Source organism: Pseudovibrio sp. SCP20, from assembly GCF_057774105.1.
Window position 1 is genome coordinate 867,970 of the sequence record NZ_JBYMDH010000002.1, and the last position, 24,618, is coordinate 892,587.

At 52.1% G+C, this 24,618-nt stretch carries 23 protein-coding genes; 17 read left to right on the plus strand and 6 right to left on the minus strand.

The window, feature by feature from the left end:
- The first annotated feature begins 254 nt into the window (after positions 1-254).
- The 5 genes from AC3CB2_RS12545 to AC3CB2_RS12565 all read left to right on the plus strand — a co-directional run bounded on the left by AC3CB2_RS12545 (position 255) and on the right by AC3CB2_RS12565 (position 4,020).
- Complete coding sequence (locus AC3CB2_RS12545) at positions 255-1,124, plus strand: peptidylprolyl isomerase (RefSeq protein WP_352931840.1); 870 nt, start codon at positions 255-257, stop codon at positions 1,122-1,124.
- Between the two features lie 127 nt (positions 1,125-1,251).
- Entirely contained in the window at positions 1,252-2,484 is a 1,233-nt protein-coding gene (gene argJ / locus AC3CB2_RS12550) for a bifunctional glutamate N-acetyltransferase/amino-acid acetyltransferase ArgJ (RefSeq protein ID WP_352931838.1), read from the plus strand.
- Positions 2,465-3,286, plus strand: a complete 822-nt coding sequence (locus AC3CB2_RS12555) for a GNAT family N-acetyltransferase (RefSeq protein ID WP_352931836.1) — start codon at positions 2,465-2,467, stop codon at positions 3,284-3,286. The genes argJ and AC3CB2_RS12555 overlap by 20 nt, the downstream gene beginning before the upstream one ends.
- A gap of 84 nt (positions 3,287-3,370) precedes the next feature.
- Positions 3,371-3,775, plus strand: coding sequence for an 8-oxo-dGTP diphosphatase MutT (gene mutT, locus AC3CB2_RS12560; RefSeq protein ID WP_014283005.1), 405 nt, complete (start codon positions 3,371-3,373; stop codon positions 3,773-3,775).
- 29 nt (positions 3,776-3,804) lie between these two features.
- A complete protein-coding gene (locus tag AC3CB2_RS12565; protein ID WP_037037338.1) occupies positions 3,805-4,020 on the plus strand; it encodes a Flp family type IVb pilin in 216 nt (71 codons plus the stop codon).
- On the opposite strand, the gene AC3CB2_RS12570 is transcribed toward AC3CB2_RS12565, so the two are convergent.
- Positions 4,021-4,905, minus strand: a complete 885-nt coding sequence (locus tag AC3CB2_RS12570) for a methyltransferase domain-containing protein (RefSeq protein WP_352931833.1) — start codon at positions 4,903-4,905, stop codon at positions 4,021-4,023. It abuts the gene before it with no gap.
- Between the two features lie 126 nt (positions 4,906-5,031).
- Here AC3CB2_RS12570 and AC3CB2_RS12575 point away from each other — a divergent pair, with 126 nt between their 5' ends.
- From AC3CB2_RS12575 to AC3CB2_RS12590, 4 genes are all read left to right on the plus strand, one after another.
- Positions 5,032-5,877, plus strand: coding sequence for a ComF family protein (locus AC3CB2_RS12575; protein ID WP_352931831.1), 846 nt, complete (start codon positions 5,032-5,034; stop codon positions 5,875-5,877).
- A gap of 154 nt (positions 5,878-6,031) precedes the next feature.
- On the plus strand, positions 6,032-6,295 hold the full coding sequence (gene grxC, locus AC3CB2_RS12580; protein ID WP_008550285.1) for a glutaredoxin 3: 264 nt from the start codon (positions 6,032-6,034) through the stop codon (positions 6,293-6,295).
- A 48-nt stretch (positions 6,296-6,343) separates the two neighbouring features.
- The gene (locus AC3CB2_RS12585; protein WP_352931829.1) at positions 6,344-7,198 is read left to right on the plus strand and encodes a carbon-nitrogen hydrolase family protein; all 855 of its coding nucleotides are present in this window, start codon (positions 6,344-6,346) and stop codon (positions 7,196-7,198) included.
- Positions 7,195-7,764, plus strand: a complete 570-nt coding sequence (locus AC3CB2_RS12590) for a DUF1178 family protein (protein ID WP_352931827.1) — start codon at positions 7,195-7,197, stop codon at positions 7,762-7,764. The genes AC3CB2_RS12585 and AC3CB2_RS12590 overlap by 4 nt, the downstream gene beginning before the upstream one ends.
- Positions 7,765-7,835: 71 nt before the next feature.
- On the opposite strand, the gene AC3CB2_RS12595 is transcribed toward AC3CB2_RS12590, so the two are convergent.
- From AC3CB2_RS12595 to ubiG, 3 genes are all read right to left on the minus strand, one after another.
- Complete coding sequence (locus AC3CB2_RS12595; RefSeq protein WP_054785445.1) at positions 7,836-8,405, minus strand: phasin family protein; 570 nt, start codon at positions 8,403-8,405, stop codon at positions 7,836-7,838.
- 220 nt (positions 8,406-8,625) lie between these two features.
- Positions 8,626-9,333, minus strand: a complete 708-nt coding sequence (locus AC3CB2_RS12600; RefSeq protein WP_352931825.1) for an alpha/beta fold hydrolase — start codon at positions 9,331-9,333, stop codon at positions 8,626-8,628.
- Positions 9,334-9,365: 32 nt separating this feature from the next.
- Positions 9,366-10,142 (minus strand): bifunctional 2-polyprenyl-6-hydroxyphenol methylase/3-demethylubiquinol 3-O-methyltransferase UbiG, encoded by a 777-nt coding sequence (gene ubiG, locus AC3CB2_RS12605; RefSeq protein ID WP_352931823.1) that lies wholly within the window; start codon positions 10,140-10,142, stop codon positions 9,366-9,368.
- A 156-nt stretch (positions 10,143-10,298) separates the two neighbouring features.
- Between ubiG and AC3CB2_RS12610 the strand changes: the two genes are divergently transcribed.
- The 5 genes from AC3CB2_RS12610 (at position 10,299) to AC3CB2_RS12630 (ending at position 17,088) form a co-directional block, all read left to right on the plus strand.
- Positions 10,299-11,549, plus strand: a complete 1,251-nt coding sequence (locus AC3CB2_RS12610; RefSeq protein ID WP_008550391.1) for an aspartate kinase — start codon at positions 10,299-10,301, stop codon at positions 11,547-11,549.
- A 97-nt stretch (positions 11,550-11,646) separates the two neighbouring features.
- Positions 11,647-13,911, plus strand: coding sequence for a phosphoenolpyruvate--protein phosphotransferase (ptsP, locus tag AC3CB2_RS12615; protein WP_352931821.1), 2,265 nt, complete (start codon positions 11,647-11,649; stop codon positions 13,909-13,911).
- 84 nt (positions 13,912-13,995) lie between these two features.
- On the plus strand, positions 13,996-15,069 hold the full coding sequence (gene prfA / locus AC3CB2_RS12620; protein WP_352931819.1) for a peptide chain release factor 1: 1,074 nt from the start codon (positions 13,996-13,998) through the stop codon (positions 15,067-15,069).
- Positions 15,069-15,953, plus strand: a complete 885-nt coding sequence (gene prmC / locus AC3CB2_RS12625) for a peptide chain release factor N(5)-glutamine methyltransferase (RefSeq protein ID WP_352931817.1) — start codon at positions 15,069-15,071, stop codon at positions 15,951-15,953. The genes prfA and prmC overlap by 1 nt, the downstream gene beginning before the upstream one ends.
- 439 nt (positions 15,954-16,392) lie before the next feature.
- The gene (locus AC3CB2_RS12630; RefSeq protein WP_488389887.1) at positions 16,393-17,088 is read left to right on the plus strand and encodes a DUF4167 domain-containing protein; all 696 of its coding nucleotides are present in this window, start codon (positions 16,393-16,395) and stop codon (positions 17,086-17,088) included.
- Positions 17,089-17,194: 106 nt separating this feature from the next.
- Here the strand turns inward: AC3CB2_RS12630 and AC3CB2_RS12635 are convergent, their stop codons facing one another.
- On the minus strand, positions 17,195-17,965 hold the full coding sequence (locus AC3CB2_RS12635; RefSeq protein WP_352931813.1) for an MOSC domain-containing protein: 771 nt from the start codon (positions 17,963-17,965) through the stop codon (positions 17,195-17,197).
- Between the two features lie 207 nt (positions 17,966-18,172).
- On the opposite strand from AC3CB2_RS12635, the gene clpB reads away from it, so the two are divergent.
- The 3 genes from clpB (at position 18,173) to AC3CB2_RS12650 (ending at position 22,112) form a co-directional block, all read left to right on the plus strand.
- Positions 18,173-20,752, plus strand: coding sequence for an ATP-dependent chaperone ClpB (gene clpB / locus AC3CB2_RS12640; RefSeq protein ID WP_352931812.1), 2,580 nt, complete (start codon positions 18,173-18,175; stop codon positions 20,750-20,752).
- Between the two features lie 148 nt (positions 20,753-20,900).
- Positions 20,901-21,509, plus strand: coding sequence for a DUF998 domain-containing protein (locus tag AC3CB2_RS12645; protein WP_352931810.1), 609 nt, complete (start codon positions 20,901-20,903; stop codon positions 21,507-21,509).
- 33 nt (positions 21,510-21,542) lie between these two features.
- Positions 21,543-22,112 carry a P-loop nucleotide/nucleoside kinase family protein gene (locus AC3CB2_RS12650; protein WP_352931808.1) on the plus strand — a complete coding sequence of 190 codons (570 nt, stop codon included), beginning with the start codon at positions 21,543-21,545 and terminating at the stop codon, positions 22,110-22,112.
- Here AC3CB2_RS12650 and AC3CB2_RS12655 read toward each other — a convergent pair.
- Positions 22,109-24,067: a M23 family metallopeptidase gene (locus AC3CB2_RS12655; protein ID WP_352931806.1), complete on the minus strand. Its 1,959-nt coding sequence runs from the start codon at positions 24,065-24,067 to the stop codon at positions 22,109-22,111. The genes AC3CB2_RS12650 and AC3CB2_RS12655 overlap by 4 nt on opposite strands.
- Positions 24,068-24,618 lie beyond the last annotated feature (551 nt).

Here is a 24,618-nt window from a genome sequence, read left to right on the forward strand (position 1 = left end):
CCTCTGTTGGGCGCGCCGGTTGTTTCACGTCGCGGCCGGGCCCTAAAAAACTTCACATTCGTGATCTATCCAGTCAAAACTCTGTGGTTCTGACATGAGTCACAGCATATTAAGCACCTGCGCGTAAAAAAGCAGGCGACAGAGAGATAAGAGTGGGCTCAAGGGTTGTCAACGGCAGTTGCCGTCGCAACATAAAGCTTTGTTGTTTTGCAACTCTTTTTAAACTCTCCATAAACAGGAAAGAAAGAGATCTTATGCTTCGTAAATTTACAGGGATCCTCGGCAGCTCAGTTGCAGTTGCTGCACTGGCCATTAGCCTGAATGTTGCTCAGGCACAGGATGCAGACACTGCACCTGATCTGGACAAGCCAGTTGCCAAGGTCGGAAACAGCGTTATTACCGAAGCAGATCTTGCTTATGCCGCGCAGGACTATGCGCAGCAGCTGCAGCGTGTTCCTCCAACCGAATGGCGCAAGGTTTTGACCGACGTGCTGGTGGAGATGAAACTGCTGGCTGAAGCTGGTGAGGAAGAAAAACTCGCAGAAACTGACGACTTTAAACGCCTCATGGCATTTGAACGTACTCGTGCGCTGCGTAATGCATACTTCCAGAAGTACATTCAGAGCGCGGTTACTGAAGACGAAGTCAAGGCTGCTTACGATGCTGAGTATGCCAACTACCAGGGCGCGCCTGAGATCAATGCAGCTCATATCCTTTTAGAAAAGGAAGATGAAGCAAAGGACATCATCAAGCAGCTTGAAGGTGGTGCGGACTTTGCTGAGCTTGCAAAAGAGAAGTCTACTGGTCCTTCCGGCCCTAACGGTGGTGACCTTGGTTTCTTCGGTAAAGGCCAGATGGTTCCTGAGTTTGAAACTGCTGCTTTTGCTCTGAAACCAGGCGAGTTCACAAAAGAGCCTGTGCAAACACAGTTTGGTTACCACGTCATTTTGAACAAGGAAGCCCGCACTCAGCCAGCACCAACTCTAGAAGCTGCTGAAGGTCAGATCCGTCAGGAGCTGGTTCTCGCGAAATTCCGTGAAGTGCTTGAAGAGCTGAAAGCCAAGAACACTGTGGAAATCATTGGCGCAGATGCTGATGAAGCGAAGGCTGAAGAAAGCAAGTAATAGGCATCTGCTTGTTAGCTCTGCTGATTATTGAAATAAAACACCTTGTTTTTGTAGCCCCGGATGGCTTAGGCCTTCCGGGGCTACTTTTTTGATGCATTGGCATTGTTATCTTCGGGAGGTTTTCATGTCCGCGACTATTTCTCCACTCGCACCCAAGTCTTATCCTGAGCTTCCGGAAGTTAAGGGCGTTCGAATGGCGACGGCTGCAGCTGGGTTGAAGTACGAAGGACGTACTGATGTTCTTCTCGCAGTGTTTGATGAGCCTGCTCAGATCGCCGGTGTGTTTACAAAATCCAAGTGTACCAGTGCCCCGGTGGACTGGTGTAAGCAGAACCTTTCCAAAGGTGTCGCTCGTGCGATTATGGTCAACTCCGGTAATGCGAATGCGTTTACTGGGAAGAAGGGTCTCGCCTCTGTTCAGCTGTCTGCAGATATTCTGTCTAAGGCAACGGGCTTTGCTGCTGATGAGTTGTACCTTGCCTCTACAGGTGTGATTGGTGAGCCTCTTCCGGCTGAGAAATTTGCAGATGTTGCAGATAGCCTTGTGGCCGATGCTATTGCTGACAAGTGGATGGATGCTGCCAAGGCGATTATGACCACAGACACCTATCCAAAGCTGAGCACCCGGAGTGTGAAGCTGGGTGAGGCGACAGTGACCTTGAACGGTATCGCGAAAGGCGCGGGTATGATCGCGCCTGACATGGCGACCATGCTTGGCTTCCTGTTCACTGACGCTCCAATCAAAGCACCTGCCTTGCAGAGCTTGCTTTCTGAGTGTGTCGGTGGCTCCTTTAACTCCATCACCGTTGATAGTGATACATCCACCTCCGACACCGTGCTGCTTGTTGCTACTGGTTCTGCAGGTGATGAATGGATTGAAGATGCTGCGGATCCACGTCTTGCTGAGTTCCGCGAAGCTCTCTCCAGCATGATGCTTGAACTGGCACAGATGATCGTGCGTGATGGGGAAGGGGCAACCAAGTTCGTTGAAGTGAAGGTGGAAGGTGCTGAGAGCGATGCCTCTGCTAAGCGGATTGCGATGGCGATTGCAAACTCTCCATTGATGAAGACTGCTTTTGCTGGTGAAGATGCGAACTGGGGCCGCGTCGTTATGGCTGTTGGTAAAGCCGGTGAGCCTGCAGATCGCGATCGATTGGCGATCTGGTTTGGTGACATCCGCGTAGCAGTTGATGGTGAGCGAGATCCAGACTACAGCGAAGATGAAGCTTCCGCAGTCATGAAAGAAGATGAGATCGTCCTGAAGGTTGATCTTGGCATTGGAAATGGCAGCGCGACTGTGTGGACATGCGATCTCACCAAGGAGTATGTGGCAATCAATGGTGACTACAGAAGCTAAGCGGGTTCAACCTCGCCAACCAAACTGCGATCTGGAAACAGTTTTGAAGCTGGAGCAGGCGAACCTGAACTGCTTTCCAAGCCTAATGACGCATCATGATGGGAGCTGGATTTCCCGGCTCTCACCAGGTGGAAGCGCTCGCCGTAATAATTCGCTGAACTTTTATGACGTTAATGATGGCGATGAAGCTGAAGAGCGGCTTGTTGCGGCTCGCCAACGCTTTAAGAAGCGCGACGTGGCTTTTCATGTGCGATGGACGCCGTTGGTTCCAGCGGATGTGGATCAGGTTCTGACTGAGCAAAACTACACGCGGCTTGATGAAACGCTTGTGCTGTCTCGGTCCATTTGGGTTCTTGGCGATACTGATGTGCCTAAGGGCTACAAGCTCAGCCAAGTCTCTCTTGATGAGTGGATCAGGAAGTATGCATTGGTTGGTGGTGCTCAGCCGGGCGCGCCTCTTGATGCAACGGTGCAAGCACTTCACGATGTGCTTTCCAGAGTTGCTGTTGAGCTGGTTGCGCTGGTCGTGGAAACTGATGATGGCATCCCCGCAGCAGTTCTTCTTGGTGTTGTCGACGGTGATATGCTTGGCATCTTTAGCGTCGCCACAGCAGAAGCTAACCGCCGACAAGGGTTGGCTTATGCGTTGATGTGTGAAGTGCAGCGTCTTGGAGCCGAACGCGGGGCAGAGACAGCGTGGCTGCAAGTGGTTGCCGAGAATGCGCCTGCAGTAGAGCTCTACGATTCCCTTGGATATCGGGAAGCCTATGCCTATCACTACTGCAGAGACGTCCAGCCTTAAGAAAATCAGTAAAATTTCACTCGGGATCTTTGGTATGGTTTCCAAAAAGTTTTCAGGGTGGTCCTTTGTGAAACGGGAAAATAAATGAAAATTGTGATGGTCGCGGCGTGTGCCCTCATTGATGAAGACAACCGCATTTTGCTTGCTCAACGTCCCGAGGGGAAATCAATGGCGGGATTCTGGGAGTTTCCGGGCGGTAAGATTGAAAGTAATGAAACGCCAGAGGATTGTCTGATCCGTGAATTATCCGAGGAGCTCGGAATTACGGTTAAAAAAGAGTGCCTTGCTCCCCTTAGTTTCGCTAGCCACACTTACGAAGATTTTCATCTGCTGATGCCACTTTACGTTTGTAGGCGATGGTCGGGCACACCTCATGGGGCAGAGGGGCAGAACCTGAAATGGGTACGGGCAGTTCGTTTACGTGATTATGACATGCCACCAGCAGATGAGCCGCTGATCCCGCATCTAATCGACCTTGTGTCTTATTAGCGGGAGATCACGGAGAACAAGAGGCAGTAATGGCGTTGAGTGAGAAAGCGTATCACAATCAGAAATGTGGTTTTACGATTGCTCATATGACTGAAGACGAGCGCGGTGCCGCTGCCGTTGAATACGCCATTCTTGCTGGTTTGATTGTTCTTGCAATTGTTGCAGCCGTGACTGCTATTGGAGCAACTATTACGGATAATTTCCAGTTTGTGGCCGATACAATCGCTTCAGTTGTTTCTAACTAATTACGACTTTATCTCTTTCGTTCCCAATGCTTCAGCCAGGCTGTGTTTTGCAGAGCCTGGCTTTAATGGTTTTTGTTGAGACTCGTGTGGCGCCCAACCGGAGAGAGATGCGAAGGTGAAGGTGGCGCGGATGCGGCCGTCAGCGTCTGAGTAATCCTGAGCGTAGATCTCCGCAGCTCTCATAAACACCTTCTTGCTTGTTAGGGTCTTCAGACGTTCTTTGAGAGGGTTTGTTGCCCCCATTGCGCGTAGATCTCTGATCAGGTCAAACATGGTGTCGTATCTGACTGTGATACGATCAACATCGCTCACTGGAAGAGCGAAGCCTGCGCGTTGGAGGAGGCCGCCCAAATCTCTGGTATCTGCAAATGGGATCACCCGTGGGGAGACACCTTCGCTTACTTCCATTTCAGCGCGCATGAGACAGTCACGGAGCTCAGCCAGAGTATCTGTTCCCAACAGAAGACCGAGGAAAAGACCGTCAGGCTTCAAGGCTCGTTTAATCTGAATGAGTGTGCCAGGCAGATCGTCGAGCATCTGCAGGTTCAACGTGGAGACAATTAGGTCCACGCTTTCTGGTGCAAATGGTAGAGCTGCGTCATCCACGATCATGTCTGGTTCTGAAAGGTTCGGGTCTGCAGCGAAGAGATCTGCGCGGAGAAGGTGTTTTACCTTTCCAGAATTCTTCAAGACCTCAAACACATGTCCGGTATGTCCACCTAGATCAATACCGATTTCAAACTCTCTGCTGATGAAGTCCAAGCGATCCTGAAGATCTGTAGCAGCTGCTTTCATCAGAAAGTCAGCGCCGTCTTGCGCTCTCTTTAACGCAGTCATGCGCCGTTTTGCGATGAGGTTACGATCAAAGAGAGTATGTTCGCTCATGAGGGCGCCTTTGGCCAGAATGCGCTGTGCGCACTATTGGAAGTTATATCCCCATTGAACATGGGGTGATGTCCATGGAAGGCTTTGTTAGCCTAATTCATCTGCAGATGTATACGGTGAGCATAGATGGGCGACAAGTTTTCTTCTCTGGAATGGTTGCCTGATGCAGTGGAAAGAGAAGGGCTGCCTGACAAGCACCGATTGAAAGATCTCAAGCTGCTTCCTTATTTGAAGCGTAGCCTCAGTTTCGTTTTGGATGCATTGTTTCCTCACTGCTGCCCGGTTTGTAGCGAGCTGGTGCAGGGTGAGGGAGGCTTGTGTCTGTCGTGTTGGCAGAAGCTTGATTTGATTTCAGCGCCATACTGCGAGCGGCTCGGAGTGCCTTTACATTATGAACTTGGCCCAAATGCCTGGAGCGCAGCTGCGCTTGTAAACCCTCCTGATTATGAGCGGGCACGGGCTGCGGCTTTGTATAATGGGCCTGCGCAAGAGCTGGTGAAGCGTTTCAAGTTCTATGGCGAGATTCAATTATCCAAGTTTCTTGCGGGCTGCATGCTGAACCCGGGGGCGGAACTGGTCTCAGCTGAGAGTTTTCTAGTACCTGTTCCATTACACAGCTCACGATTACGAGAGCGGACTTATAACCAGTCTGCATTGCTTACTCGCGAGATACAAAAGCATCTTGGTGGGCAGAGTTTGCTGGATGGGTTGGTTCGCACACGCAAGACCAATCAGCAGGTGGGGCTTAAGCGGGGAGCACGGACAGCGAATGTGAAAGGAGCCTTTGAAGTTTCAGAGCATTTTCTTGCGAAGGTTTCCGGTGCGCATGTGGTGTTGGTTGATGATGTGCTGACAACCGGTGCAACTGTTGAAGAGTGCACGCGTGTTTTGAAAGCAGCGGGTGCAAAGCAAGTTGATGTACTGGTTTTTGCGCTGGTAGATCCTGAAAATCTGCCTGACTATAATGCTTAGCTGCTGTTGAAACGGCGTTTTGTATGCTTGATATAACCAAGTGATCAACTTGAGTTGAGGTGGACTTGCGGTTTATTTGGCTGTGAGCCATATAGACTTCAGTTTTGATGGCTGAATTTTATTGGCCTTCGCTGTGTATCCAAAGGACAAAAATATGGCTCAAGTTACTATCTACACCCGTGACATGTGCGGTTACTGTGCTCGTGCAAAAAGACTTCTTGATGAGAAGGGTGTTGACTATAAAGAATTCAACTACAGCGAAGATCCTACAATCCGTAAGGAAATGATTTCCAAGGCGAACGGTGCGAACACCTTCCCACAGATCTTCATTGGATCAGAGCATATTGGTGGTTGTGATGACCTGTTTGCGCTGGAGCGTCGTGGCCACTTGGATGGCCTGCTGAGTGCTGATATTTAAAGAAGCTTAGGAAGCGTATTAGACACTACGCTTTGAAAGTGAGATTTGATGACAAGTTTTGTGGCTGCATGTGTCCAGATGAGAACGGGGCGAAACCCGCTCGAAAATCTTGATGTCTGTGAGGCGTTGGTTAGAGAAGCTGCTGCTGAAGGCGCGGTTTATGTGCAAACGCCTGAGATGACCAATGTGTTGGAACGTAGCCGCAAAGCACAACTTGCTGCCTCAAGTTTTGAAGAAGCTGATCCCTTCCTGAAGCGTTTGGGTACTTTGGCGAATGAGTTGAGTATTTGGGTTCATATCGGGTCTCTAGCTATTCGGCTTGAAGATGACAAGCTGGCCAATCGTGGTTTTATGATTTCCCCGCGAGGTGAGGTCGTAGCGCGTTATGACAAGATCCATATGTTTGATGTGGACTTGCCGAATGGTGAAAGCTGGCGTGAATCTGAAAGCTATAGTGCTGGCAGTGTCTCTCCAGTGATTGATCTTGGTGTCGCCAAGGTTGGTATGGCTATCTGCTATGATATTCGCCAGCCAGCTCTGTTCCGTGAGCAATCCAAAGCCGGAGCTCAAGTGTTGACTGGACCTGCTGCCTTTACCAAGCAAACAGGTGAGGCGCATTGGCATGTACTGCAAAGATCGCGTGCTATTGAAAACGGTGCTTTTGTTGTGACAGCTGCGCAAGGTGGTACGCACGAAGATGATCGCCAGACCTATGGGCATAGCCTGATGGTGGATCCTTGGGGCCGTGTGATTGCAGAACTGGATCATGATGAACCGGGTGTGTTGCTGGGTGAGCTTGATATGGCAAAGGTTGATGAAGCCCGTCGCCGCATTCCGGCAATTGAGAATGCACGAGATTTTTCCGTGGCCACGGTTTCCCTGAGTGGGGAGATGGTCAGGTGATTAATTACTCTCTCGCCTGTGACAATGGGCATGAGTTTGATGGATGGTTTCGGAATTCTGGCGACTACGACAAGCAGAAAGAAATGGGGCTGATCACGTGCCCGTTCTGCGACAGTTCAGAAGTCCATAAACGCTTAATGGCGCCAAATGTGTCGACGTCGCGAAGCCAGAAGAAGGCGCTGGTTGAACATCAGGCTGCGAAAGCTGTTGCTGCTGCTCAGGCGAAAGCATCAGAGGCTGCGGTCGCGAAAGAACAGAAGTCGGCAGCTGCCGCTCCTGCGAGTTCAGAACAAGCTGTAGCGACATCGGCATCCAATGTTGATCTGCAGAAAGTTCCTGAAAAAGCGAAGGAATTGGTGGAAGCTCTGCGGGAGTTCCGCAAACAAGTCGTTTCCAACTCTGAGTATGTTGGCGACAAGTTTGCTGAAGAGGCGCGCAAGATCCACTATGGTGAGAGCGAAGAGCGTGGGATTTACGGAGAAACGACACCGGACGACGCGAAAGAGCTTTTGGAAGAAGGCATTGAGCTGATGCCACTTCCTGTTTTGCCGGAAGACCGCAACTGATTTGCTGCAGACTGAATAGCAGATAAACGAAAGGCGCCTCGTTTAGGGCGCCTTTTCCATTTTTCGCGCACTCAGGCTGAAACGCCTTTCTTGCCCGGGGCTCGGGATGCGGAAGGTTTGTCCGCATTCTTTGCGCGTGTCCGGGTGCTGGTGGATTTACGAGGCACTCGGCGACGTGGTTTCGCTGGTACCTTTGTTGGCGCAGCCTGAGCCATTGCCTTGAGGTCATCAATGCTGGTGAGCGCTTCTGAAGTTGCCTTTTGAGTTTTGGAGACTGTGCCCTTCATTGTTGAGGACATCTGGTTCATCTGGCGAGCGCCTTCCTGGCGGCAATCTTCGAAAGCTTGCTGCATGAAGTCGCTGGTGAGTTTTGAAAGCTCAATGCCTGTTGGGCAGTCCCAAATCTCCTGAATGAAATCGGTGTTGGCTTTCATGCGTTTGTTGAAGAATGCGATGTTGGCAGCCATGATTGCCTGATAGCTTTCAAGCATGGCTTTGTTGTTTGAGATTGCATGCTCCAAAGCCGTATTGGATAGTTGATCTCCACCCTGCGCCCAGAACCAGCCTTGCCAAGGCATTCCATCTGCAGCAACGGTCCAGCGGTCCATTGCTTCCTTCATCTCTTTGTCCATGTTCAGCATCGTGTCTCCTCCGGACTCCGATCAAGTTCTCGGGCGGCGATTTAGGTTTTGAGACAATAAATTTCGAGCGATCAGGGATTTTGGAAGAAGCTCGTTTGCCGGTAACTTACGCCGCGTACACCCTCCTGTTTATAGGCGCTAATATTGGCAAAAGGATATTCTGGATTCTAAGGGATTTCAGCGGCTTTTTTCTGAAGGACTCGTTAACCTTGCGGAGCTGCTATGATGCCAACCAGTCCTGAACGAGCTCGCTTGTATGAACCGGGTGTTCCAGTGTCGACATGTGGCCGCAATCCGGGATGATGTGCAGTTTGCTGTTTGCGATTGCGTCATGCATTTCGCGGCATCTGTCGAGTGGGAGCAGGCTGTCCTCTTCGCCAGCGATGATCATGGTCGGGCACTGGATTGCTGGGAGATTTGGCCTTTGATCGCGGCGATTGATGATGGCGGTTTGCTGCTTCAGGAAATCTTCAGGACCGATCTCGGCAGCCATATCGAAGACCACTTGTCTGAGAGCGGTATCGTCATGGCGGGCAGGGTGGACGAGTTGCGGGTATTGCATGGAGGCGATCTTGTGAAAGCCACCCTTCTTTGCAATTTCCATTTGTGTATGGCGAAGCTGCGTTTGAGCCGCGGTGTCGTCTCGGGCGTTTGTGTTGACCAACGCGAGGCGGCTGACACGTTCAGGTGCCTGTCGAATCACCTCGAGGGCAACGTAACCGCCCATGGACATGCCGAGGAGAGCGAACTTTTCGGGTGTGTGGTCCAGCAGTCTCTTTGCCATGGCTTCAATGGAATCCATGCCGCAGGTTTCGGCGATGATGATCGGGCGCTCTTTCAGAGAGTTGATCTGAGGTCCGAACAAAGCGCCAGTGCTGGTCAGGCCGGGAATGAAAACGACAGTTTCTGCTGTTGCTGTGTCTGGCATTTTCATTCTCCTTTTTAATTGGATGCCAGCTGCTACTCTGGCTTCCGAGCTATTACCATGTAGTTTACATCCAGATCCGTTGTTCTGGACCAACTGTCGGTGAGCGGATTGAAGCTGACGCCGCAGCGCTCATAGACGCTCATACCGGATTCATTGAGCGGTGCTTCCAGCTCTTCCGGGCGAACCAGCTTTTCGTATTGGTGAGTACCTTTTGGCAGCCAGCGGAGAACGCGTTCTGCTGCGACAATTGCGAGGGCGTAGGCTTTCAGAGTTCTGTTGATAGTTGCAACGAACATCATTCCACCGGGACGCACAAGATCTGCACAGGACTTCATGAACAGTGGAACGTCTGCGACATGTTCAACCACTTCCATGTTGAGCACGATGTCGAACTGTTCACCTGCCTCAACGAGAGATTCAGCGGTTTGCGCGCGATAGTCGATGTCTAGGCCGGACTGCTGTGCATGAAGTGTGGCTACTTTGATGTTGGTCTCGGAAGCATCTGCTCCGACCACAGTTGCACCCATGCGAGCCATTGGTTCGGAGAGCAGGCCACCGCCGCAGCCGATGTCCAAAATACGTAGACCTTCTAAGGCTTTAGGGGATGTCTCATCCCGGCCAAAGTGGTCACAGGCATACTCTTTAATATAGGAGATGCGAACTGGGCTGAATTTGTGGAGAGGACGGAATTTTCCAGTAGGGTCCCACCATTCCGATGCAATTGATGAGAAATGCGCAACTTCCGCCGGGTCGATTGTGGTTTGTGCCGGGTTTTTGGCGGCGTTGCTTGGTTTTTGCGCGGTGCTCATAGCTCAACTCTCCACTTTCATCCCGGTACTGGTGGGTCTAATCGCGGTTTTTGTCAAGCCGCTGGTTGCGATAGAAGGGCGCTAGTTGTATGGATTAGCGCCGTTTGTAGTGATGATCGGTTCATCACAAAGGCCCTCGGAGGATTTTGGGAAGCGATGGCCCGTTTGGTTATGAAGTTTGGCGGCACCTCCGTTGCCGACCTAGAGCGTATCAGAAATGTTGCGCGGCACGTGAAGCGTGAAGTGGAAGCAGGCAACCAGGTTGCCGTTGTTGTATCCGCGATGGCTGGTGTGACGAACACGCTGGTTGGCTACACGAAAGAAGCCGCAGCGCTGCATGATGCGCGTGAGTATGATGCGGTTGTTGCCTCAGGTGAGCAGGTGACTTCCGGCTTGTTGGCGATTGTGCTGCAAGATATGGGCGTGGATGCACGTTCCTGGCAGGGATGGCAAATTCCTATCCGCACGAATGAAGCCCACGGCGCAGCGCGCATTGAGAGCATTGAAGGTCAAACTCTCATTGAACGCCTTGAACGTGGACAGGTTGCAGTGTGCGCCGGTTTCCAGGGTGTAGCGCCTGACAACAGGCTGGCGACGCTTGGACGTGGTGGTTCTGACACCAGTGCGGTGGCGATTGCTGCTGCTATTCAGGCAGACCGCTGTGACATCTATACGGATGTGGACGGTGTTTATACCACTGACCCACGTGTGGTGGCCAAGGCGACGCGTCTGGAACGTGTTGCGTTTGAAGAGATGCTGGAAATGGCTTCTCTTGGTGCGAAGGTTTTGCAGGTCCGTTCTGTTGAGATGGCGATGGTTCACGGCGTTCGTACGTTTGTACGTTCCAGCTTTGATGATCCGGATGCCCCGCAGATTAGCGCTGACGGAACCCCTGTAGGTACACTTATTTGCGACGAGGACGAGATTTTGGAACAACAAGTCGTCACTGGCATCGCTTACTCAAAAGACGAAGCACAGATTTCTATCCGCAACGTTGCTGACAAACCTGGCATTGCGTCCAGAGTGTTTGGCCCGTTGGCCGAAGGCAACATCAACGTAGACATGATCGTTCAGAACATCTCTCCAGATGGGAAGACGACCGATATCACCTTTACCGTTCCAGAGAGCGATTACGAGCGTGCGCGCAAGGTAATTGAGGAGAACGTCGAGGAAATCGGCTTCGAGAATATCGAAGGCGCTACTGATGTTGTAAAAGTTTCCGTAATCGGCATGGGTATGCGTTCGCATGCCGGTGTTGCAGCCCAGTGTTTTGAAGGCTTGGCTGAGAAGGGGATTAACATCCGCGCGATTACGACATCTGAGATTAAAATCTCTGTTCTGATCGATTCCGCGTATACGGAACTTGCGGTTCGTACTCTCCATTCGCTATACGGACTTGACGGCTAGGTTTCCTACTGTCGAGAATATTGTTGTGTCTTGGACAACTTCCAAGGCACAACGTGGCCTGTTAAAAAGGCCAGCAGAATTATAGGTAGGGCGGAGCATGCGCAGCAGCTTGGCCGGACCGCGCGTACTCCTCCGTAAGCTTCGTGAAGTTATGGCGGAGCCGATTAATGCGCAGGAACGGCTCGACAAGATTGTACGTCTGATCGCGGCAAATGTGGTTGCGGAAGTGTGTTCCGTGTACATTTTGCGCGCGGATGGGGTTCTTGAGCTGTATGCGACAGAGGGCCTGAATAAGGACGCGGTTCACCAGACTTCTCTGAAGGTCGGTGAGGGTCTTGTTGGTTTGATTTCCTCTGATGCCAGACCGCTGAACCTACCAAATGCGCAGGCGCACCCAGCGTTTGCTTATCGTCCTGAAACGGGCGAAGAGAATTACAACTCCTTCCTTGGTGTGCCGATCCTGCGTGCAGGACGCACGCTTGGCGTGCTTGTTGTTCAGAACAAAGACCACCGGACCTACTTCGAAGATGAAGTGGAAGCCCTGCAGACCACAGCGATGGTTATCGCTGAGATGGTCGCGGCTGGTGAGCTTGAAGCAATTGCGCAGCAAGGCACAACAATTGATGTGATCCGTCCGATGCATCTGAAGGGCGTTGCCCTTGCTGACGGTATTGGCCTTGGACATGTTGTTTTGCATGAGCCACGCGTTGTCATCACCAATCTGATCGCTGAAGATGCGGACACTGAAAAGAAGCGTCTTGAAGAATCCGTTACGCGTCTGCGCCAATCCCTGGACCACATGTTGGCCAGTGGTGAGTTTTCCCAGCACGGTGAGCACCGTGAAGTTCTGGAAGCTTACCGAATGTTTGCCTATGACCGTGGCTGGATCCGGAAGATTGATGAAGCGATCCGCAATGGTTTGACGGCGGAAGCTGCTGTTGAGAAAGTTCAGAGCGATACACGCGCTCAGATGCTCCGGCAGACTGATCCTTACCTGCGTGAGCGCCTGCATGATCTGGATGATCTGGCGCACCGCCTCATTCGTGAGTTGATGGGCAAGAACCACAGTGGTGAAGACGATCTGCCAAAAGATGCGATCATCATTGCGCGCAACATGGGCGCTGCTGAGCTGCTGGATTATGACCGCGACCGTATTCGTGGTCTGGTTCTGGAAGAGAGCGGCCCGACCAGTCACGTGACTATTGTTGCCCGCGCTCTTGGCATTCCAACTGTTGGTCAGGTGGAAGACATTGTTTCGCTGGTGGAAGCAAGTGATGCCATCATCGTGGATGGTGAGATCGGTCAGATCTTCCTGCGTCCGGCAAACGATGTTGAACAGGCATTTGCAGACAAGGTTCGCCTGCGCTCCAAGCGTCAGGAAATCTATCGTCAGCTGCGTGAAGAGCCGACTGTCACGAAAGACGGGACAGAAGTTAAGCTTCAGCTGAATGCTGGTCTGCTGGTTGATTTGCCAAGCATGGAAGATGCAGGTGCGGATGGCGTTGGTCTGTTCCGTACCGAACTTCAGTTTATGGTTGCTTCAGCCTTCCCAAGAATGCAGGAGCAGCACTCGCTATACTCCAAGGTTCTGGATGCGGCTGGTGACAAGCCGGTGACGTTCCGTTCTCTGGATATTGGTGGTGACAAGGTTCTGCCTTACCTGCGATTGGCGCAGGAAGAGAACCCAGCCATGGGTTGGCGCGCAATTCGTTTCGGACTGGATCGTCCGGGCCTGCTGCGCACCCAGATCAGAGCTATGCTGCATGCAGGGGCAGGGCGCTCCTTGCGTATCATGTTCCCGATGGTGGCGGATGTTTCTGAATTCCAGCAGGCGCGAGATTATGTTGAGCGTGAGCTGAAGCATCTGCGTCAGCATGGACACGACACGCCAAAGGAGCTGAAGCTTGGTGTGATGCTGGAAGTACCGGCACTGCTTTACCAACTTGAAGAGATCTACAAGGAAGTAGACTTCGTCTCTGTTGGCTCGAACGACCTGTTCCAGTTCTTCTATGCGGTTGATCGCGGAAACACGCTGGTGGCTGAGCGTTTTGAAGCGCTGTCTCCAAGCTTCCTGCGGGCTTTGCGCAAGATTGTCGTTGTTGGCGATAAGATGGATACACCAGTGACCCTGTGTGGTGAACTTGGTGGCCAGCCGCTTGCTGCGATGGCTTTGCTGGCGATCGGCTATAGAAACCTTTCCATGTCTCCGGCTTCCATTGGTCCTGTTAAGGCGATGTTACGCTCTTTGGATCTATCAGCACTTTCAGAAGAGTTGCTGAAACAGCTGGAAGCGGGTAAAGGGTCGGAAGATATTCGCGAGTTCCTTTCGAACTTTGCATCCGAAAACAATATTCCTGTATAAGCAGTGCAAATTTAAATTGCCGCAGACCTTAGAGGCTGTTGTGCCTTTTGCTTAGCTGACGAACGCTTGAGGAGTTGCCGCGAAATGCTGGCACCAGAAAAACTAGATACACTGCTAGCACGCTTTGAAGGTATTGAGGCTGAGATGGCATCTGGTCCTGCGCCAGAGGTTTACATCAAGCTGTCTCGGGACTATGCGGAACTTGAGCCGATTGTGAAATCCATCCGTGATCTGCGTAAAGCCGAAGGTGATCTGGAAGGTGCTGAGGCACTGCTGTCTGATCCTGAAAGCGATGCAGAGATGAAAGAGCTCGCGCAGCTTGAGCGCGACGAGCTTGCGGATGTGATTGAAGATCTGACACAGAAGGTTCGTATCGGCCTTCTGCCAAAAGATAAAGCTGACTCTCACGACGTTATTCTTGAAGTGCGCGCTGGTACCGGTGGCGATGAAGCTGCGCTTTTCGCGGGCGACCTGTTCCGCATGTATCAGCGCTTTGCTGACAACAATGGTTGGAAGGTTGAAGTCATGTCCTCTTCAGAAGGGGATATGGGTGGCTTCAAAGAGATTGTTGCTGCGGTTACTGGTCAGGAAGTCTTCGGTAAGCTGAAGTTTGAGTCCGGTGTTCACCGCGTGCAGCGTGTGCCTGAAACTGAATCTGGTGGCCGAATTCACACATCAGCGGCGACTGTTGCTGTGCTTCCGCAGGCGGAAGAAGTGGATGTGGACATCAACCCAGCTGATCTGCGCATCGACACTTATCGTGCGTCGGGTGCTGGTGGTCAGCACGTGAACACCACTGACTCTGCTGTTCGTATTACGCATAATCCAACTGGGATTGTGGTAGCCGTGCAGGATGAGCGTTCTCAGCACAAGAACAAAGACCGCGCAATGAAGTTGCTGCGTGCGAAGATCTATGATGTTGAGCGTGAGCGCGCTGCGAATGAGCGAACTGAAGCCCGCCGTGTTCAGGTTGGTTCCGGTGACCGCTCCGAGCGCATTCGTACCTATAACTTCCCGCAGGGCCGCGTGACTGATCACCGTATCGGTCTGACCCTGTACAAGCTGGACCAGATGATGGCCGGTGAAGCGACAAGTGAAGTTATTGATGCTCTGATCATGGACCATCAGGCGAACCTGCTTGCTGCTGAAGGGCTTTAATGTCCGGCCTCTTCGAAAACGTTGAGCTCAGAAATGTGCAGGCTTTGTACCTTGCGGTGCGAAGCCTGTTTCGTGATGCAGGTCTGGCAGAAGCTGATCTGGATGCACGGGTGCTGACGGCTGAAGCTCTTGGCATTGAGCCGCGTAATCTGGTTCTGGAATATGACCGTGAAATCTCGACAGAGGTGCTTGCGGTTATCACGCGATATGCTGAAGAGCGGCTGGCCGGGAAACCGGTTGGGCGCATTCTGGGTAAGCGTGAATTTTGGGGGCTGGAATTTTCTCTTTCACAGGCAACACTGGAGCCACGTCCTGATACAGAGACGCTGGTTGAGGCAACTCTGGCATTTTGTCAGGCCAATGGTGGTTTTGATAAGCCGTGGGTGTTTGCGGATATCGGAACCGGAACCGGTGCCATCGCGATTGCTCTACTGAGTGAGTTACCCAATGCAATTTGTGTTGCTGTTGATATCAGCGAAGAGGCATTGGAGACTGCGCGACAAAACGCAGCAAATAACGGATTTGAAAGCCGTTTTATCCCTGTTCGGGGTTCTTATCTGGATGCGTTGAACGGGACTTTTGATTTTGTTGTGAGTAACCCGCCGTACATCCGCAGCGCTGTTATTGAAGGGCTGAGCCATGAAGTGAAACAGCATGATCCGATGCTGGCACTGGATGGTGGAGACGACGGACTTACTGCCTATAAAGAATTGATAGGTAACGCTAAACGAGTTCTTAAGAGAAATAGTGGACTCCTAATGGAGATCGGGTTTGATCAAGCGGAAGAACTTTCAACTCTTGCAAGGGAACTTGTGGGGCTGGAGGTTCGTTGTGAGCATGATCTGGCCGGTCAACCGAGGGTCATTGTTGTAGTTTTTCCATGATTGGCGAAGAATTCAATAATCTGGAAAAAAGCCCTTGGAAAATACGTCGGAACGAGATAGTTTCATCTCGCCGACAAGCGATACCAGCTAACAGCTGAAAACGATGGGGATGGGCACTCACTGACAGTGAGACGAGCCTGGCAGAGACGTCGGTTGATAGTTTCAAAGCAGATAGTTGAGCGACCCCTCGTATCGTAGAACTGAGAGAGCAATGCATTTGTATTGCTGCTATCGGATGTCGGATATCGCATTGAAGCAGTTATATGATCGAATGCGATTGCATTTCGATGTTGGTGGCCTTTGGCTTAATCAACATGCAGGCTTATTAACGGCATTTGGAATCCGGGAGAACTTACTCCCATGAACCTCGCTGTAGGTTCGATTGCTATTCCGGAAAGTTAACGGCAGAATGAGACCAGGAAATCAGAATAACAAGCGCATGCGTGGGCGGGGGCGTAAGGCTCCAAATCCATTGACACGTACTTATGAGTCAAATGGACCGGATGTTAAAATCCGAGGTACCGCATTGCATATTGCTGAAAAGTACCAGCAACTTGCGCGTGATGCTCAGGCCTCCGGAGACCGTGTAACCTCCGAGAACTACTATCAGCATGCTGAGCATTACCAGCGTATCGTCGCTGCTGCTCAACCCCAGAACTCTCAGAGTGCTGCTCCTTCTGCTCGCACAGAAGAAGAAGCTGCACCAGCTGTTGTTGAAGCGCCAAACGGTGCGGCGGCAAGCGAAGAGCAGGATGTTGCTGTTGCAAGCACGCAGCCTGTGATTGGCCTTGATACGCCTCAGCCGTTTATCGAAGCTTCCCCAGTGGTTGAAGAGAATGCTGAAGCTGCTGAGGCACCTGCTGCAGGTGATGAAGAAGACGACAAACCACGTCGCCGCGTTCGTGGCACTCGTGGTCGCGGTGTTCGCCGTACGCCTTCTTCTGCAAATGCGGCAGCTCCTGCTGAAGCGGCTGAAGGTGGTGAGGATGAAACGGCAGCTCCTAAGCCACGTCGTACGCCTCGTGCACGTACTCCACGTGCAGCTCGCACGCAGCGCACCCGCGCAGCTCGTGTTCCTGCAGAGGATGCACCAGCTCCAGCGGCATTGGAAACAACCGGAGACGGTGAAAGCTAAGCATCTGGGAGGATGCATTAGTCTCTTTACCGATTTCGGATTTTCACGAAAAACCCCGCTCACAAGGCGGGGTTTTCTTTTTGCTATATGGCCAGCTTGTGTGGTCTTATTCCACGATCAGCGTATCGCCGACGGAGAGGGTGCCGTTGTTGAGCACTTCCAGATAGATACCAACATCCATGTGGCCCAGAGTGTCGTAGAGGGTCTTGTTGATATTGGTGTCGCGTTCTGCGGTGGTTGGGTTTACGTCGACTGCTGCGCAGCGGCGGGTGCGTTTGGCGAACTTGAACTCAACACCGGAGCTGGAGTGGATCTTTTTGTCGGCCCAGTTGAACTCTTCGTAGGCTGGCAGGCCTTCCACGTAGATGTTTGCGCGGAAGCGTTTTGGGTCGATCTCGACGCCCATTGTCTCGGAAAGAGCTTTGACGCTGGCCAGGTTCACAACATGCACGAAGTTTTCGGCGGTGTCGGTGAAGGCGTGGTCGTCTGCGTGGCGGACTTTCAGTGGGCCAGCAGCTTTATCACCCATATGTGCGGTGAAGTAAGCCGCGAGGGCTTCCTGTCCTTCGGCGGATTCCAGCGAGAGGGTGACATCATCCTCTCCCGGCTTGGACAGGGTGATGCTTTTGTTTTCCAGATCATAGGTGCATTTGACTTGGGCTACGTCTTCGTAGCGAACCAGCACGAGGAATTTGCTTTTGGAAATGTGTTTTGGCGCTGCAGGATCAAAACCGCAAGGGCCGTTTTCAATAGCGTAGGCACGATCCAGCGGGAAGACAGCTCCAGCTTCTACAGTTGCTGTCTGAAGTGGGTGTGCCGTGAGGCCTTTGACAGGATGTGTTGCGAGTGCGGTGATATGCGCAGGCGAAAAAGTCATATTAAATTCCGTTGTTTAAGCTGGTGGAAACTATGAGAAACAAAGGATTGTGGCAAGATCTTGCGAGCGCCCTCTTTTGTCGGCAGTTTGAACCACTATATGAAGAGTGCAGGGGGAAGTCTCCTGCTTCGGGTGCTCTTTATGAGGCTCGGATCCTCCCAAAATGCTTCGTCATGCTTCGGGTGACACGGCACATAGGAGTTATATATGGACTTTGAAAAATACACCGACCGTGCGCGTGGGTTCATTCAGTCTGCGCAAACATACGCTCTGGGACAAGGGCATCAACAGTTTACTCCCGCACATATTTTGAAGGTCTTGCTGGATGACAGCGAAGGCATGGCGGCTGGCCTTATTGAACGGGCTGGAGGTCGTGTTCAGGATGTTCGTCTGCAGATCGAGACTGATCTGGCAGCGCTGCCAAAGGTAAGTGGTGGCAATGGACAGCTGTATCTGGCACCTGAAACGGCTCGTCTTTTTGAGCAAGCGCAGAAGATTGCGGAAAAGGCGGGCGACAGCTTCGTCACCGTGGAACGTCTGCTGTTAGCGCTGGCTATGGATAAGGACAGCAAGGCCGGTAAAGCGCTGGCGCAGGCTGGTGTTACGCCAAATGCGTTGAATGAAGTGATCAATGAGCTTCGTAAGGGACGTACGGCTGACTCGGCTTCAGCTGAAAACCAGTTTGATGCGCTGAAGAAGTTCGCTCAGGATCTGACTGAAGCCGCGCGCGAAGGTAAGCTCGACCCTGTGATTGGTCGAGATGAAGAAATTCGCCGCGCCATTCAGGTTCTTTCCCGTCGTACTAAGAACAATCCGGTTCTGATTGGTGAGCCGGGTGTTGGTAAAACCGCTATTGCGGAAGGCTTGGCACTGCGTATCGTCAATGGCGATGTGCCGGAAAGCCTGAAAGATAAGCAGCTGCTGGCACTTGATATGGGCGCGCTGATTGCTGGTGCAAAATATCGTGGTGAATTTGAAGAGCGTCTGAAGGGTGTTCTGAATGAAGTGCAGGCCGCTGATGGCGGAATCATCCTGTTCATCGACGAAATGCATACGCTTGTTGGCGCTGGTAAGACAGATGGAGCGATGGACGCTTCCAACCTGCTCAAGCCAGCTCTGGCACGTGGTGAGTTGCACTGTGTTGGTGCGACCACGTTGGATGAGTACCGCAAGCACGTTGAGAAAGACGCGGCACTGGCTCGTCGTTTCCAGCCCGTGTTTGTGAGTGAGCCAACGGTTGAAGACACCATCTCCATTCTGCGCGGTATCAAGGAGAAGTATGAGCTTCACCATGGTGTGCGCATCTCCGATAGCGCGATTGTTTCCGCAGCAACACTGTCCAACCGCTACATCACAGACCGCTTCCTGCCGGATAAGGCCATCGACCTTGTTGATGAGGCCGCCAGCCGCTTGCGCATGCAGGTGGATTCCAAGCCGGAAGAGCTGGATGAGCTGGACCGCCGGATCATTCAGCTGAAGATTGAGCGGGAAGCGCTGAAAAAAGAGGATGATGAAGCCACGAAGGATCGCCTGCAGCGTCTTGAAAAAGAGCTGGTTGATCTGGAAGAGGAATCCAATGCTCTGACACAGCGCTGGCAAGCTGAAAAAGACAAGCTGAGCGGTGAGCAGAAGATCAAAGAGCAGTTGGATGAAGCCCGTACTGAACTGGAGCAGGCCCAACGTGTTGGCAATCTGGCCCGCGCTGGTGAGCTGAGCTACGGCGTTATTCCTGATCTGGAGAAGAAACTGGCAAACGCTCAGACTGCTGAGGACGTTGACAACACCATGCTGAATGAGACTGTCAGCAGCGAAAGCATTGCGCAGGTAGTCTCCCGCTGGACCGGCATTCCGATCGACAAGATGCTGGAAGGTGAGCGTGAAAAGCTGCTTCGGATGGAAGATGAGCTTGCCAAGCGTGTTGTTGGTCAGCAGGAAGCTGTTCATGCGGTTTCCACCGCTGTTCGCCGGTCTCGCGCTGGTTTGCAGGATCCAAACAGACCTATTGGTTCCTTCATGTTCCTCGGCCCAACCGGTGTTGGTAAAACGGAGCTGACCAAGGCACTCGCCAGCTATCTGTTTGATGATGAGACAGCGATGGTGCGCGTGGACATGTCCGAGTTCATGGAAAAGCACAGCGTTGCGCGTCTGATCGGTGCGCCTCCAGGCTACGTCGGCTATGAAGAAGGTGGTGTGCTGACAGAAGCGGTTCGCCGCCGGCCATATCAGGTCGTTCTGTTTGACGAAGTAGAAAAAGCACATGGTGATGTGTTCAACGTTCTGCTTCAGGTGCTGGATGATGGTCGTCTGACAGACGGGCAGGGCCGTACCGTGGACTTCCGCAATACGCTGATCATCATGACTTCCAACCTTGGTGCTGAGTTCCTTGCAGCTCAGGGCGAGGGTGAAGATGCTGAGGCTGTTCGTGGTCCGGTGATGGATGCTGTGAAAGCGCATTTCCGTCCAGAGTTCCTGAACCGACTGGATGAAATCATCCTGTTCCACCGTTTGCAGCGTACTCAGATGTCCAAGATCGTCGAAATTCAGCTGAAGCGTCTGCAAAAGCTGCTGGATGACCGGAAAATGGTTCTGGATCTGGATGATGGTGCAATGGGTTGGCTTGCCGAGAAGGGCTATGACCCAACTTATGGTGCTCGCCCGCTCAAACGCGTTATCCAGAAACAGGTTCAGGATCCACTAGCAGAAATGCTGTTGGCTGGCACGGTCTCTGACGGGCAGACGATCAAAGTCTCCAACGGCTCTGATCGACTGGTGTTCGATAGGGCTTGATGAGCCATTCTGAGAGTTGAAGACAGGGGCCGGATTTTCCGGCCCTTTTTGCTATCTGCCTTGGTGGATGGCATCCGTATCTTTTCGAATACCTGTTTTTAGTGTTTAGTTCTGCTGGATGAGGACGGGCATCTTGCGGGCGGCGGGTATGAGAAAAGCTGATATTGCACTCTTATTTGTGGCGATGAGCTATCTCTGGCTCGTGGCTACGGTGGCGATTGGCGCCCAGTTCTATCCGGGGTACAGTCATATCTCTCATTTCATGAGTGTTCTTGGTGCAACGGGAGCTCCGCACGGACCAACCGTCAACTTCTGGGGCTTCCTGGCGGTTGAGCTTCTGCTGCTGCCGAGCTTCATCATCTGCTTTAGTGATCTGATGCGGAGCAGGGCAGAACGTGTCGCTCTGGTAGTTTTCGCAGGCTATCCGCTTTTCATTGGACTTGCCGCGTTCTTTCCCTGTGATTTTGAATGCAGGATGGCTGACCCGAGCCAAAGCCAGCTGATCCATTCCGCTGCTGGCTTATTTGCTTATTTTTGTGCTGTTGTCGGGCTCTGTTTGCTTGCCCGCGCACAAGAAGGGCGGTCTTACTGGTTTGTTCCAGGATTGGTTTTATTCGCATTGTTCCTGAGCCTGATGCTGGAAACTGCTTTGAGCGGTCTGCTGCAAAGGGTTTTGGAGACCGGTGCTTATCTTTGGTTTGTTTTGATTTTGCTGCAGAAGCGTCAGAAGGTTGGAAGTGTTTTAGCCTCTCGCTGATGTGTTTGGGCTTTTGAGCCTGAGGATTTGAATTTGGAAAATGTACTTATTTATCTGGTTGGCTTTGCTGGAACCGGAAAGCTAACAATTGCCCGGGCACTGGCTGAGGCTACAAGCGCCAAAGTCGTCGACAATCAATGGATCAACAATCCGATTTTTGGATTGCTCGATCATGATCGGCTGACACCTTACCCGGAAGGTGTCTGGAGGCAGATCGATAAAGTGCGAGAGGCGGTGCTGGAGACTGTGGCCACGCTTGGCGCACCTCATGCAAGTTATGTCTTTACGCATGAGGGTTTTGAGGATGATGCTGGTGATCGGCAGATCTATGAAGCCATTCGGGAAACAGCCCAACGTCGAAAGGCCCGGTTTTTGCCGGTCAGACTGCTTTGTAATGAGGATGAGATCGCCAAACGTGTGGTTTCTCCGGAGCGGGCTCTGCGATTGAAAAGTATGGATCCGGAGCGATCACGCAATGCGGTGCGGAACTCTACCGTGCTCAAACCCAATCACGAGAATGAGCTGACGCTCGACATCTCTGATAAGCAGCCAGCTGATGTGGTGGGGTTGATCCTGAAGCAGGTGGCTCACTGCAAAACTTAGTTTCGCAGTGAAGCGACACGTTGACTTGGACGGCCAGTTTCCATCAAAGCGTTGATGCGATCCCGTTCGCGCTTGAAGTTTTCAAGCACTTGCGCTTCGAGAACACGGCCCTGTGGCACCTTAATCTTCAGTGAGTTTACGAAGCGGCCATTCACCTTCACCTCATAGTGGAGGTGGTTACCGGTGGAGAGACCGGTGGTGCCGACGTAACCGATAACCGTACCCTGTCTGATGCGCTGGCCTTTTTGAATGCCAGTGGCAAAATTGGTCATGTGGTTATAGGTGGTGACGTAACCGTTGGCGTGTTTGATCTCAACGCGTTTGCCGTATCCACCAGACCATGCGGCTTTCTGAATAACACCATCGCCCGCTGCAAAGATTGCGGTGCCGCGTGGAGCTGCCCAGTCAGTCCCAGTATGGAGACGGCGGGTTTTCAAAACTGGGTGACGACGCATACCGAAGCCGGAGGTAAAGCGGCCAGCTGCGATTGGCTTGCGGAGCAGGAACTGCTTCGCGCTTTGACCGTTCTCGTCGTAGTAATCGACAACACCATCATCTGGCGTGCGGAAACGGTAGAAACGGTGGCTGCGGCCATTCACGGTGATAGAGGTATAGAGAATCTCTGAAGCGCCTGTGGTCTGGTCTGCATCCAGACCATAGAAGACGCTCATCTCGTCGCCGCTCTTCACAGACGCATTGAAGTCCACACTATAAGAGTAGATGCGGATCAGCTCTTTAATAAGAGAGGATGGAACCTCGTTATCAAGGCCGGTCTGGTAGATCGAGTCATAATAGGTGGCACGCGGGCCAACTGAATTCTGCTGCTGCGACGTGAACGCATCCGCTGCCATCTGTGTAGAAGGCTCTGGTGCGACCACGTACTCGCCCTGATCGTTTCGTGCGATGGTGCCGACGTGGCGCTGGTCTTCATAGATACTGACACGCTTAAGAATGCCGTCGTCCTCTTCGATCTGATCAGTGTTCAGAGAGAGGCGGAAAATCTGGCCGGCTTTAATGGTGTCGATGCCGAAGTTATCTGTAAACGCCTTGATGTAGCCTTCTGCTTCGGTCTCGGAGGCTTCGCCATCCAGCAGAATGTCAATAAAGTCAGTCTGGGTCAGGATCGGAACAATGCGTTCTTCGATCTGATTGGCCTGGGTGGTTTTGCGGGATTTCGGCTGGAAGGAGACGTTTTCTTCGGTAATACGAACTTCGATGTTTTCAAATGACTGTTCTGAAAGAGGGGCAAAGCCGGCGTTGATGTCTTCCACGCTCGGGATAGCCGCAATGTCCGTGGAGTTATCCAGCATGAACATCGCTGCCTTCTTCACCTGTTGCTGAACAGCTTCTTCCTTATGATCAGGAAGAGCGACCATGCTCATCGCTTCCAGCGGGAAGTCGCGCTGGGAGATGGAGACTTCGCCCTCAATGTCCGCGCCATAGATCGCGTCACTGGCAACCTGCAGCGGAGCCACCTGTTCGCCCTGATACATTGTGATCGGATCAAATGGCGGAATGTCTGCGGCGGTTTCCTGCTTTTTGAAGTTCTCCAGGCTTGCGCTGACGAGTGCATATGGCTTGGCTTTCACGTGATCGCGGCCTTCGCTGCGGGTCACGGTGTTCACTTCAATAATCTGGCGATTGGAGAAACCGTCGGTCGCGGAGGTCAGGCGGTCGCCTTTTCCGCTGGTATTACGCTGTGGTGTCAGGTCTGCCGTGTTGCTGGCGGGGGCTTTGGCTGTCTTATAAGTATACTGGCCATCAAGCGCTGCCATCAGAGCGCCGCCCATTAACACCATAGATGTCATGCCGGTGAGGATCGTTCCAATCAACCAGCGACCATTCAGTCGCGCAGGCTGGTCAGACGAACTTGCAAGGCTATCCACCATCAAGGCTGGTTCATTGCCAAGATTGACGGAAGGCCTTCCATTAGTATGGAACCTACCAGAATTCATCGAGCTACTTATCTTTCCCCAAATCGGCAGAGAGGCCATCTGCAGCAGATGTCCGCATCACATAGTTACGATTGATAGACAATGCTGAAGACGGGAACAACTGATGAAAGAAAAATACGGCTGGATTTTGTCGCTGATACTCTGAAAAATTATAGAAAAAATTGAATTGGCGAGAAAATAATGATTTTGCCGTTCAAAATGCGATTTTACGCACCATATAAATACAGGACTTGCGATTATTGAAAAAGTTTCCCCAGTCCTGTGAAAATTTTGAAGTTTTGTCTTCAGCCTCGTTGACAGCACCAGCTCATATGCCTATAACCCGCTTCACGCCAACGGGGCGGGCCACTGAGGCGCCGGCTTGAAGGCACAGAAACAGAAGGATTTACGGGGTTTTAGATAAGCTTTGTAGGTCTGGATATTGAGGCGAAAGTCTCCGCTCTTTGACAATTGAATATGATATAGAAAGAGAAACGTGGACGGCGGTTATTCGCGGGTAACATTTTCGGATGTTACTGTTACGGAATAACTGACTTGATTTACGTTTTTCA